This window comes from Pseudomonas sp. Z003-0.4C(8344-21), from assembly GCF_900104975.1.
Lineage (GTDB): Bacteria > Pseudomonadota > Gammaproteobacteria > Pseudomonadales > Pseudomonadaceae > Aquipseudomonas > Aquipseudomonas granadensis.
This window is the reverse complement of record NZ_LT629756.1, coordinates 5,829,789-5,842,685: the sequence shown is the minus strand read 5'-3', so window position 1 is coordinate 5,842,685 and position 12,897 is coordinate 5,829,789. Positions and strand designations below refer to the sequence as shown.

5 protein-coding genes are annotated in these 12,897 nt (G+C 60.2%); 1 reads left to right on the top strand and 4 read right to left on the bottom strand.

Going from position 1 to position 12,897, the window contains the following annotated elements; all coding sequences use genetic code 11:
* Positions 1 to 14: 14 nt before the first annotated feature.
* The 4 genes from BLU24_RS26250 to aceE all read right to left on the bottom strand — a co-directional run bounded on the left by BLU24_RS26250 (position 15) and on the right by aceE (position 9,248).
* The gene (locus BLU24_RS26250) at positions 15 to 2,711 is read right to left on the bottom strand and encodes a putative bifunctional diguanylate cyclase/phosphodiesterase (protein ID WP_093105579.1); all 2,697 of its coding nucleotides are present in this window, start codon (positions 2,709 to 2,711) and stop codon (positions 15 to 17) included.
* A gap of 243 nt (positions 2,712 to 2,954) precedes the next feature.
* Positions 2,955 to 4,352 carry an alkaline phosphatase D family protein gene (locus BLU24_RS26245; RefSeq protein ID WP_093105575.1) on the bottom strand — a complete coding sequence of 466 codons (1,398 nt, stop codon included), beginning with the start codon at positions 4,350 to 4,352 and terminating at the stop codon, positions 2,955 to 2,957.
* 274 nt (positions 4,353 to 4,626) lie between these two features.
* A complete protein-coding gene (gene aceF / locus BLU24_RS26240) occupies positions 4,627 to 6,591 on the bottom strand; it encodes a dihydrolipoyllysine-residue acetyltransferase (protein WP_093105570.1) in 1,965 nt (654 codons plus the stop codon).
* Between the two features lie 11 nt (positions 6,592 to 6,602).
* Entirely contained in the window at positions 6,603 to 9,248 is a 2,646-nt protein-coding gene (aceE, locus tag BLU24_RS26235; RefSeq protein ID WP_090280595.1) for a pyruvate dehydrogenase (acetyl-transferring), homodimeric type, read from the bottom strand.
* A gap of 384 nt (positions 9,249 to 9,632) precedes the next feature.
* Here aceE and glnE point away from each other — a divergent pair, with 384 nt between their 5' ends.
* Positions 9,633 to 12,572 carry a bifunctional [glutamate--ammonia ligase]-adenylyl-L-tyrosine phosphorylase/[glutamate--ammonia-ligase] adenylyltransferase gene (gene glnE, locus BLU24_RS26230; protein WP_093105566.1) on the top strand — a complete coding sequence of 980 codons (2,940 nt, stop codon included), beginning with the start codon at positions 9,633 to 9,635 and terminating at the stop codon, positions 12,570 to 12,572.
* Positions 12,573 to 12,897: the final 325 nt, after the last annotated feature.

Here is a 12,897-nt window from a genome sequence, read left to right as displayed (position 1 = left end):
GGGGCCGCGGTGGATCAGAGGCAAAGCGGCCCGCGCGGATAGCGCTTGAGCGCCGGGATCAGTTCGGCGCCGGGAATCGGCCGGTCGAACAGGTAGCCTTGGCCGACATCGCAGCGGTGACGACGCAGGAATGCCAGTTGCTCGGCGGTCTCGATGCCCTCAGCGACCACCTTGAGTTTCAGGTTGTGGGCCATGGCGATCACCGCTGAGGTGATTTCCATGTCGTCCTGATTGTCGGGGATTTCGTGGATGAAGCTGCGATCGATCTTGATGATGTCGATCGGAAATTTTTTCAGATAGCTGAGCGATGAATAGCCGGTACCGAAGTCGTCCATGGCCAGGGTCAGGCCCAGACGCTTGAGCTGATCGAGCTGCAAGTGCGTGTCTTCAGTGGCCTCCAGCAGCAGGCCTTCGGTCAGTTCCAGCTCGAGCAGATTGGCCGGCAGCGCTTCTTCCTTGAGGATGTTGGCGATGGAGGCGACCAGGTCTGGATCGGAAAACTGCTTGGGTGACAGGTTGATCGCCACTTGCAGATTGCCCAGGCCGGCAGCGGTCAGGGCTTTGCTCATACGGCAGGCCTGACGGGCGATCCATTTGCCGATCGGAATGATCAGGCCAGTCTCTTCGGCGACGCTGATGAATTGATCCGGGCGAATCATCCCGCGTTCCGGGTGATTCCAGCGCAGCAGCGCTTCCATGCCCAGCAGGCGACCGCTGCGCAGGCACAGCTTGGGCTGATAGAACACGTCGAGTTCGTTCTGGGTCAGGGCGCGGCGCAGGTTGTTCTCGACAAACAGTTTGTAACTGGCCTCGGCATTCAGCGCTTCGGTGAACACCTGCAACTGGTGTTTGCCGTTGGCCTTGGCCTTGTGCAGCGCCAGACCGGCGTTACGCATCAGCGTCTGCGGGTCGCGCCCGTGCAGTGGTGCGCAGGCCAGGCCGACCGAGCCGGTGACGCTGATCAACTGGTTATCGACGAACATCGGTTTGTCGAGGGTCAGCAGCAACTGGCTGGCAATCCGCTGCCCCGCTTCGAGGTCGGTATTGTCGAGCAATACGGCAAATTCGTTACTGGCGAAGCGCGCCAGACTGCCGCTCGGGCTGAGGCTGTTGCGCAGGCGTCGGGCCAGGCTGATCAGCAGTTTGTCGCCGGTCTGATGGCCGAGGCTGTCATTGATGCGCTTGAAGTTGTCGATGTCCACCAGCAGCAGGCTGATCGGCGTATCGCTGTCACGGGCGAAGCGCTCGTCGAGGTTGCGGATGAAGGCCGGACGGTTGCCGAGGTTGGTCAGGTTGTCGGTATAAGCCAGGCGCTCGATGCGCTGCTGCGCCAGTTTGGTCTGGGTGATGTCTTCGTAGATGCCGATGTAATGCGTCAGCTCACGGTTGTCGCCGTACACCTTGGAAATCGACAACTGGCCCCAGTACGGTTCGAGATTTTTCCGGCGGCTTTTGAATTCGCCCTGCCAGCTGTTGCTCTGGGCCAGCGCCGAGGGCGCGTCGAACAGCAGTTCGCTGAGGTTTTCCAGTGCCGGCAGTTCCGACAGGCGCTGGCCGTGGACTTCTTCGGTGGTGTACTGGGTGATCGCGGTGAAGCTCGGGTTGACGTACTCGACCACACCGTCGCAGTTGACCAGCAAAAAAGCGTTGGCGCTTTGCTCGACCGCCCGCTGGAACAGGTGCAGGGCGCTGGTGGCGGTGCGGCGGTTGTGGTTGTTGATGACTTGCGCGAACTGATCGGCCAGCTCACCGGCAAACGCGATCTCGTCGGACTGCCAGGCGCGGGTGACGCCAGTCTGCTCCAGACAGAGCACGCCGACCACCTGGCCGTCGACGCGGATGCTTGCGTCGAGCATGGCATTGACGTCACGCGGGCGCAGGGCTTCGGCCATCTCGCGGGTACGCGGATCGCGCATCGCGTTGTGGGCGTCGATGGCGCGGCTGCCATGCAGCGCTTCCAGGTAGTCGGGGAAGTTGCCGATATCGATCACGTCTGGAAGGATGTATTCCTGGGTCGCGCGATGGTAAGCCGAGATCGGCACCAGCAGATTGCCCTCGAGATTCCACAGGCTGGCGCAGTCGATTTCATAGATATCACATGCGCAGCGGGTGATCAGCTCGGCAGCTTCCTGCAAGGAATTGTGCGTGCTGTAGCGCTGACGGGCGAGCAGCAGAATCAGCTCCTGCTGGGCGCGCACGCGCTCCAGATGCTGCAGTTGTTCCTGCTGCGCACGTTGATTGAGTTCAAGGGCGATCTGCAGCCGCGAGTTCTGCGTCTCGAGGTCGACAGAGGGCAGTAGCGGCGGCTCGCTGAATACGTCGTCGACCGCCAGCAGGTAACCGCGCAGCAGATGCCGATTGTGCTGTTTATAGGCTTCACCCAGCTCCAGAATGCTCAGCACCCCTGACGCGGTGTGCAGGGTGTAGCGCACCAGATAATGCGGGCTGACGGTGAGCTGTTGCTGGATCGCATCATGCAATTGATAGCGCGCTTCCGGTTCCATCAGGCTGGCATACGGCGAGCCGACCAGCGCACACAGCTCGACCGCCGGCTGGCCGAACTGGCGTTCGCAGTTGGGATCGAGAAACAACATGGCCCAACTGGCTTCATTCAAGCGCTCGAAACGCAGCATGCCGAGCCGCGAGGGCACAGGCAACTGCGTCACTACCTCGGCCGCCATACGGCTGGCGGCATCGGGTTGGCTCTTCATGAAGGGAACTCGCTTGGAAATATGCTGAACGCGCCGGGCTCGCGCCCTCTTAACTGTTGCCTGCGGCAAGGTTGCATCATTGCGGCCCCGACTGACAAGAGAGATGAAGGCCAAGTGCTATAAGAATATGTCGGCTGGACTGAACATTTCTCCAGCCAGTGCACAAAACTAATGCGCGGAGCATGACAGAGCGCCGTTCCAGAGCGGTTGATGCTCAGCAACGGCGCCCAGTGCACCCACTGATCAGCGTAGGGAAATGACGATTGATTGCAGGCGTTTGCCGTCACGGTCGTGATAGTTGACCTGGATCTGCCTGGCCTCGACCACCAGGTGGGCAAAATTGTCCTCACTGACCACCGTGCTGGTCAGCTCATGCCGATAATCCCCGGCGGCTGTGCGCACCAGTGGCTGATCGAGAATGAACGTCGACGCTTTGGCATACGGCAGCAGTTTGCTGTTGCACAGCGGCGATGACACTACCGTGTGCACCTCGAAGTCCGGGTCTTCGCTGTGGCTCAGGCGCGCGGTCAGCGAACCGTGAACATCACCCGAAATGAACACAACGTTCATGATCCGTCGAGTGCGAATCGTTTCCAGCAGGCGCAGGCGTTGTTCCGGAAAGGCTTTCCAGGCGTCATCGCCATGAAGTTTGCGGTCCGGATAGAACATCACGCTGGTCACCACAAACTTGACCCGCGCTTCGCTGTGGATCAGCCATTTGAGCAGGGCCTGTTCCTGAGCTTCATCGAGAATGCGCCGATCATCGGCCGACAAGTTGCGCCGGGTACGACTGTCCGTCACGAACCATTCGATATCGCCGTCGCTGAACTGATACCAGTAATGCTCAAGCGAAGAGCGATTGATTTCGCCGTTAGTTGTCAGTGGATGTACCGGGCTGTGACTGGCCTGATACAACTCATAGGCCGCCATCGCGTTGCGGAACAAGTCAACGTCGGATTTATTGGCATTGGCCGGCCAGTTATCTTCGATTTCGTGATCGTCAAGAATCATGTAAGTCGAAGTGCCGGACATCAGCCGTTTTATATTAGGTTGCGATAACGCCGCACGGTATTTTCTGAGAATATCCTGATACTCACGATCCGGCGCAATGCGATTCAGATCGTCGACATAGATCTGGTCACCGGTCATCAATACTGCACTGATCGGTGGCTCAATACCCTCGATCACTTGATTGATCGAAGCAAAGATCCGGTCGCCCAGCTGTGGCAGTGAGGCAATCCCCGCGGTCATGCGCAAATAGCGACACGAACCGACAATATAGGCCCGGGGCTGCATCGGCTTGCTGGAGCGGGTACGCAGGCGATAGATCTCGCGCGGCCATTGCAGCGGCAACTCGGCGACGCTGTCCGGTGTATGTACCGGACTCATCGGACTGAACCAGCCGGCCTGATATTCATATTCGGTGTCTGTACTCAAGTTGTTGAGGGCAAACACATGTGACATGTCGCGTGTAGCGCTCAGATGCGCAAAGATACCTTTTGACCAATGTTGTGCACCGGCTGGGCGACAACGTACTGCGGCAAACACTCGCGAATTGTTCTGACGGTCGCCACGCAGGAATACACGTGCATGATTGGTTGTAACGTGGCCGACGATCGGCCCGATAGTTGGTTTTAACATGTCGAATCCATTCGAAGTAACTTGAATTAACTGGGTTTGCTAACTTTTATTAGTTGCGGTGGCTGTGCCTAGGTTAGTTGCGTGCCGGACATAAAAGATCGGTGACAAGCCGACCAGTGCTGTGGCCGATATCAACGCGACTTGTAGGAAAAGGAAGGAAAAGGTTTTTCTTCAGGCAAAAAAAAGCCCCGCCAGATGACGGGGTTGAGGTACGAGCGTGTGGCGCTCGAAAGGGTGCAGCAAGCGGCCCTCCGTTGCCGGAGGGCCGTTTGGATTACAACAGGATGGTGCGGATGTCGCCCAACAGGCTGCCCAGACGCTGGGTGAAGCGCGCGGCAGCGGCGCCGTTGATCACACGGTGATCGTAGGACAGCGACAGTGGCAGCATCAGTTTCGGCTGGAAGGCTTTGCCGTCCCAGACGGGCTGGATGGTTGCCTTGGACACACCGAGGATCGCCACTTCCGGCGCGTTGACGATCGGCGTGAAGCCGGTGCCGCCAATATGGCCGAGGCTGGAAATGGTGAAGCAGGCGCCTTGCATCTCGTCCGAGGACAGCTTCTTGGTGCGGGCTTTTTCAGCCAGCGAAGCCGCTTCGGCTGCCAATTGCAGCAGGCTCTTCTGGTCGACGTTCTTGATCACCGGCACCAGCAGGCCATCCGGAGTGTCGACGGCGAAGCCGATGTTCACGTATTTCTTGCGGATGATCGCTTTGCCGCTTGGCGCCAGCGAACTGTTGAAGTCCGGCAGCTCCTTGAGCAGATGCGCGCAGGTCTTGAGCAGCAGCGGCAGGATGGTCAGCTTGACGCCAGCCTTCTCGGCCACGGCTTTCTGCGCCACACGGAAGGCTTCCAGCTCGGTGATGTCTGCCGAGTCGAATTGCGTGACGTGTGGCACGTTCAGCCAGCTGCGGTGCAGGTTGGCAGCGCCGACTTGCATCAGGCGAGTCATCGGCACTTCTTCGATTTCGCCGAAACGGCTGAAATCGACGACCGGAATCGGCGGGATACCCGCGCCACCGGTTGCGCCAGCAGCAGCGGCCGGTGCTTCCTTGGCCTTCTGCATCATCGCTTTCACATAGGTCTGCACGTCTTCTTTCAGAATACGACCGTGCGGGCCGCTGGCGCCGACAGCGCTCAGCTCGACGCCGAACTCGCGGGCCAGTTGACGCACCGCCGGACCTGCGTGAACTTTCGCGCCTGGCTTGGCCGGTGCGGCAGCTGGAGCGGCAGCAGCAGGTGCGGCAGCAGCGGCAGCAGCGGCAGGTGCCGGAGCGCTCGGTGCTGCAGCGGCCGCCGGAGCTGGAGCTGCAGCAGGCGCAGCGCCTTTGACCTTCAGCTTGAGGATCAGATCGCCGGTACCGACTTCATCATCCAGCTTGATCGAAACGCTTTCGACCACGCCAGCGGCAGGCGATGGAATTTCCATGCTGGCCTTGTCGGATTCCAGGGTGATCAGCGACTGGTCGGCTTCGACGGTGTCGCCGGCCTTGACCAGCACTTCGATGATCTTGGCCTTGCCGGCCGAACCGATGTCCGGCACGTGGATGTCCTGAACGCTGTCGGCGACCGGTGCCGCCGGAGCAGCAGCAGCCGGCGCTGGCGCAGCGGCGGCAGCAGGCGCGGCAGCCTGAGCCGGAGCGGCCGCAGCAGGCGCCGCAGCACCCGCCACTTCCAGGTCCAGAATCAGGTCGCCAGTGCCGACTTCGTCGTTGAGCTTGACGCTGATGGCCTTGACCACGCCGGCGGCAGGCGACGGGATTTCCATGCTCGCCTTGTCGGATTCCAGAGTAATCAGCGATTGATCAGCTTCGACGGTGTCGCCGACCTTGACCTGAATCTCGATGATCTGCGCCTTGCCCGACGAACCAATGTCCGGCACGTGCACTTGCTGTACCGAAGCGGCAGCAGGTGCAGCGGCAGGTGCGGCAGCAGCAGGTGCCGCAGCCGGTTTTTCTTCAGCTTTGGCAGCCGGAGCCGCCGCCGGAGCAGGTGCCGCTTCAGCAGCGCCCTCGACTTCCAGCTCGAGCAGTTCGTCGCCTTCTTTCAGGCGGTCGCCCAGCTTCACTTTCAGGCTTTTGATGACGCCGGCTTTCGGGGCCGGCACTTCCATGCTGGCCTTGTCCGATTCCAGAGTCAGGATGCTCTGGTCGGCTTCGATGCGGTCGCCGACCTTTACAAACAGTTCAATTACTTCACCTTCACCGCTGCCGATGTCAGGTACGCGAATGAGTTCGCTCACAAAATGTCTCCTCAGCAGTCCAGTGGGTTGCGTTTTTCCGGGTCGATGCCGAACTTGACGATGGCCTCAGCCACGACTTTAGGTTCGATATCACCACGGTCAGCCAGTGCTTCCAGGGCTGCCAACACCACGAAATGACGGTCGACTTCGAAGAAATGACGCAGTTTCTTGCGGCTGTCGCTGCGGCCGAAACCGTCGGTGCCCAGGACTTTGAATTCCTTGGACGGTACCCACTGACGGATCTGCTCGGCGAACAGCTTCATGTAGTCGGTAGAGGCGATGACCGGACCTTTACGACCGTTCAGGCATTCTTCGACGTAGCTCAGCTTAGGCTTCTGGCCAGGCTTGAGACGATTGCTGCGCTCTACGGCCAGGCCGTCGCGACGCAGTTCGTTGAAGCTGGTAACGCTCCACACGTCGGCGCCGACGTTGAACTCTTCACGCAGGATCTTTGCCGCTTCACGCACTTCACGCAGGATGGTGCCGGAGCCCATCAGCTGCACGTGGTGCGCCGCGTCGCGGGTGTCTTCCTCGAGCAGGTACATGCCTTTCTTGATGCCTTCTTCGGCACCGGCCGGCATGGCTGGCTGCTGGTACGACTCGTTCATCACGGTGATGTAGTAGAAGATGTCCTGTTGCTCTTCGGTCATCTTCTTCATGCCGTCCTGAATGATCACCGCCAGCTCGTAGCCGTAGGTCGGATCGTAGGTGCGGCAGTTCGGGATGGTCGCGGCCAGCAGGTGGCTGTGACCGTCTTCGTGCTGCAGACCTTCACCATTCAGGGTGGTACGGCCGGCGGTGCCGCCGATCAGGAAGCCACGGGTACGGCTGTCGCCGGCAGCCCAGGCCAGATCGCCAATACGCTGGAAGCCGAACATCGAGTAGAAGATGTAGAACGGCAGCATCGGCTGGTTGTGGCTGGAGTACGAAGTACCGGCGGCGATGAACGAGCTCATGGCGCCTGCTTCGTTGATGCCTTCTTCAAGGATCTGACCTTTCTGGTCTTCCTTGTAGAACATCACCTGGTCTTTATCGACTGGCTCGTAGAGCTGGCCGACGGACGAGTAGATGCCGAGCTGTCGGAACATGCCTTCCATACCGAAGGTACGGGCTTCGTCCGGGATGATCGGCACGATGCGCGGGCCGATTTCCTTGTCCTTGACCAGTTGCGCGAGGATCCGCACGAAGGCCATGGTGGTGGAGATTTCACGGTCGCCGGAACCGTCGAGGATAGCCTTGAGGGTGTCCAGATCCGGGGTCGGTACGCTGAAGCTCTGTGCGCGGCGCTGCGGTACGAAACCGCCCAGTGCGGCGCGACGCTCGGCGAGGTAGCGGGCTTCGGCGCTGTTTGGCTCAGGCTTGAAGAACGGCAGGTTCTCCAGCTCTTCGTCACGGACCGGGATGTCGAAGCGGTCGCGGAACAACTTCAGGCTGTCGACATCGACTTTCTTGGTGTTGTGCGCGGTGTTTTTCGCTTCGCCGGCACCGGTGCCATAACCCTTGATGGTCTTGGCGAGGATGACGGTTGGCTGTTCCTTGTGGTTGACCGCTTCGTGGTACGCCGCGTAGACCTTGTACGGGTCGTGGCCGCCACGGTTGAGCTTCCAGATCTCGTCGTCGGACAGATCGGCAACCATTGCCTTGAGTTCAGGCGTGTTGAAGAAGTGCTCGCGAACGAACGCGCCGTCTTTGGCTTTGTAGTTCTGGTACTCGCCGTCGATGACTTCGTCCATGCGACGCTGCAGGATGCCGTCGACGTCCTTGGCCAGCAGTGGGTCCCAGAAACGGCCCCAGATGACTTTGGTCACGTTCCACTGTGCGCCGCGGAACACGCCTTCGAGTTCCTGAATGATCTTGCCGTTGCCGCGAACCGGGCCGTCGAGGCGCTGCAGGTTGCAGTTGATGACGAAGATCAGGTTGTCCAGCTTCTCGCGGCCGGCCAGGGAGATTGCGCCCAGGGATTCCGGCTCGTCGCACTCGCCGTCGCCCAGGAAGCACCAGACTTTCTGTTTGCCCGGCTGAATGAAACCGCGGTGTTCCAGGTACTTCATGAAACGTGCCTGGTAGATCGCCTGGATCGGGCCCAGACCCATCGATACGGTCGGGAACTGCCAGAAGTCAGGCATCAGCCACGGGTGCGGATAGGACGACAGGCCTTGACCATCGACTTCCTGACGGAAGTTGTTCATCTGGTCTTCGGTGATGCGGCCTTCCATGAAGGCACGGGCGTAAACGCCTGGCGAGGTGTGGCCCTGGAAGTAGATCAGGTCGCCGCCGTGTTCGTCGGTCGGGGCCTGGAAGAAGTAGTTGAAGCCGATGTCATACAGGGTCGCACTGGAAGCGAAGCTGGAGATGTGACCACCCAGGTCAGAATCTTTCAGGTTCGTACGCATTACCATGGCCATCGCGTTCCAGCGTACCAGCGAGCGAATGCGGCGTTCCATGAACAGGTCGCCAGGCATGCGTGCTTCGTGGGTAACGGGAATCGTGTTGCGGTAAGGCGTGGTGATGGCGTAAGGGAGCTGCGAACCGCTGCGGGTCGCCAGTTCACCCATACGGGTCATCAGATAGTGAGCACGGTCTTCGCCTTCTTTGTCGAGAACCGATTCCAGGGCGTCCAGCCATTCCTGGGTTTCGACGGGATCGAGGTCTTGCATGGCTTGCTCCAGGGCGGAAAGGCTTCCAGAATCGGTTGCCTGAGTTTGCGACTGGCCTTGTGGGCAGACGATTTAAAATTCTTGGATTGCCGACAGGTTGTTCCGGCGGCGTGTAGTTTTACTACAAATCTTCCGGCATTTCAGCCTTTCGAATGTATAGACGAGTAGTAAAACTACAGAAGAATGGCTCGTGGCCTCCAACTGCGTTGTGAGAATAATCGTTAAGGTTGGTCTTTTGCCATCCGAAAAAGGTGAAACTTTGATATTCGCTGCCAACGACAATGAAATTTCAGCTATTTCTAACTTTTGTTCGACACTCCGGCGGGTAGCGGCTTTTCGCCAATCACTACAAGCGGCCATTTACACGCCGATCAAGGATAGACCATGACCCTGCCCGTGCTTGCCGAACTGCCCGCCATTCTCCTGCCGTTGGTCAATCGATCCGAGCAGTCGTTCCGTACGGCCGTCGCCACGCTGGATGACGATCACGGTCTGGCGAACTGGACGCCCGAGCGCTGGGCGCAGTTCGCCCGCGTCAGCGCTGCCAGCGAGTTTGTCATTGAACAGAGCATTCGTGACCCTTTGATGTTGCTGTCGCTGGTGCAGTCCGGTGAACTCGACCGGGCGTTTGCGCCGGGCGAACTGTGCACGCAAATTGCTGCTGCGGTAAATGCCGCGCAGAGCGAAGATGAACTCGGCCGCGCCCTGCGCCGCCAGCGCGCCCGGCATCAGGTGCGGATCATCTGGCGTGACCTCACCCGCCAGGCCGATCTGGTGCAGACCTGTCGCGATCTTTCGGACATGGCCGATTCCACCATCGATCAAGCCTGTCAGTGGTTGTACAGCCGTCATTGCGAACAGTTCGGCACGCCTACCGGGCGTCGCAGCGGTCTGCCGCAACAAATGGTCATTCTCGGCATGGGCAAGCTCGGCGCCGTCGAGTTGAACTTGTCGTCGGACATCGACCTGATTTTTGCCTATCCCGAAGGCGGCGAGACCGTCGGGGTGAAGCGCTCGCTGGACAACCAGGAGTTCTTCATCCGTCTCGGCCAACGCTTGATCAAGGCGCTCGACCCGATGACTGTTGACGGCTTCGTGTTCCGTGTCGACATGCGTTTGCGTCCGTACGGTTCGTCCGGCGCGCTGGTGCTGAGCTTCAACGCGCTGGAGCAGTATTACCAGGATCAGGGCCGCGACTGGGAACGCTACGCGATGATCAAGGCGCGGGTGGTGGCCGGCGATCAGGTCGCGGGGGCGCAATTGCTCGACATGCTGCGGCCGTTCGTTTATCGGCGTTATCTGGACTTCTCGGCGATCGAAGCGCTGCGCACCATGAAACAGTTGATCCAGCAGGAAGTGCGGCGCAAGGGCATGGCCGACAACATCAAACTGGGCTCTGGTGGTATCCGCGAGGTCGAGTTCATCGCCCAGGCCTTTCAGTTGATCCACGGCGGGCGCGACCTGAGCCTGCAACAGCGCCCTCTATTAAAGGTGTTGAGCACACTGGAGGGGCAGGGTTATCTGCCACCGGCGGTGGTCAGTGAGCTGCGTGAAGGCTACGAATTCCTGCGTTATACCGAGCATGCGATCCAGGCGATCGCCGACCGCCAGACCCAGATGCTTCCGGACAGCGCACAGGATCAGGCGCGCATTGCCTTCATGCTCGGTTTCGCCGATTGGGACGCTTTCCACGAGAAACTGATGTTCTGGCGCGGCCGGGTGGCCTGGCATTTCGCCCAGGTGATCGCCGATCCCGACGAAGAAGAGGGCGCCGAAAACGAAGTGGTGGTCGGCGGTGAATGGCTGCCACTTTGGGAAGAGGCGCAGGACGAAGAAGCAGCCTGCCGTCAGTTGCAGGAAGCCGGTTTTGCCGATGCGAGCAAAGCCCTGAAAGCCTTGGCCGGGTTACGCAGCAGTCCGCAATTGCGCGCGATGCAGCGTTTGGGGCGAGAGCGACTCGATGCGTTCATTCCGCGTCTGCTCGCACAGGCGGTGGAGCATGACAATCCGGATCTGGTGCTTGAACGGGTGCTGCCGTTGGTCGAGGCGGTGGCTCGGCGTTCGGCTTATCTGGTGCTGCTGACCGAGAACCCCGGTGCCCTGCGGCGTTTGTTGACGCTGTGCGCGGCGAGTCCCTGGATCGCTGAACAGATCACCCGCTTCCCGCTGTTGCTCGACGAGTTGCTGAATGAGGGCCGCCTGTTCAAGCCACCCTTGGCGCCGGAGCTGGCCGCCGAGTTGCGCGAACGGCTGACGCGGATTCCCGAAGACGACCTCGAGCAGCAGATGGAAGCCCTGCGCCATTTCAAACTGGCGCACCGCTTGCGCGTCGCCGCCTCGGAAATCGCCGGCAGCCTGCCGCTGATGAAAGTCAGCGATTACCTGACCTGGCTGGCTGAAGCGATTCTCGAACAGGTACTGGCTCTGGCCTGGCGCCAGACGGTGGCCAAATACGGCACGCCGCTGCGCACCGACGGCACCCCGTGCGACCCCGGCTTCATTATTGTCGGTTATGGCAAGGTCGGCGGTCTGGAACTGGGGCATGGTTCGGATCTGGATCTGGTGTTCATTCACGACGGCGATCCGCAGGCGGAAACCGACGGACCGAAGTCGATTGACGGTGCGCAATTCTTCACGCGGTTGGGGCAGCGGATCATCCATCTGCTGACGGCGCAGACCAACTCCGGCCAGCTTTATGAGGTCGACATGCGGCTGCGGCCCTCCGGTGCGGCGGGGTTGCTGGTCAGCTCGCTCGGCGCTTTCGCGCGCTATCAGGAAAATGAAGCCTGGACCTGGGAACATCAGGCCTTGGTGCGGGCGCGGGTGCTGGTCGGTAGTCAGGATGTCGGTCAGGCGTTCGAGAAAGTCCGCGCGCAGGTATTGGGCAAGGTCCGTGATCTGGCGAAGCTGCAGCAGGAGGTCAGCGAGATGCGCGCGAAGATGCGCGACAACCTCGGCACCAGGAGCACCGCGGCCGGCACGGCGGCCAATGCCTTCGAGGCCACAGCCTCGTTCGACCTCAAGCAGGACGCCGGAGGTATCGTCGATATTGAATTTATGGTGCAATACGCGGCTCTGGCGTGGTCGCAAAGCCACCCGCCGCTGCTGCGCTGGACCGATAACATCCGCATTCTGGAAGAGCTGGAACACGCAGGGCTGATGCCTGCCGAAGATGCCAGCCTGCTGCGCGAGGCCTATAAAGCCTACCGCTCGGCCGCGCACCGGCAGGCCTTGCAAAAGGACGCCGGGGTGATCCCGGGCGACCAGTTTGTCGAAGAGCGCCGACAGGTCATGCGAATCTGGCGTGAGTTGGGGCTAAGCTGAAACGCGCCAGTGCAGCGATGAGTTTCGAATGTGGGAGCGAGCCTGCTCGCGAAGGCGAAGTGTCAGGCGACGTCAATGCTGGATATGCCGGCCCCTTCGCGAGCAGGCTCGCTCCCACAAGGGATCTATCGTGTTCAAGGTTTTGCGGCAAAACGAATAACCCTGTGGGAGCGGGCTTGCCCGCGATAGCGGAGTATCAGACGACAATAATGTTGGATGTGAAGACCCCATCGCGAGCAGGCTCGCTCCCACAGAAGATCTACAGTGTTTGTAGAATTCTCGAGGCGGGGAGGCGTAATTGCCTCCCCGGTTCGTTTTTGGAAAG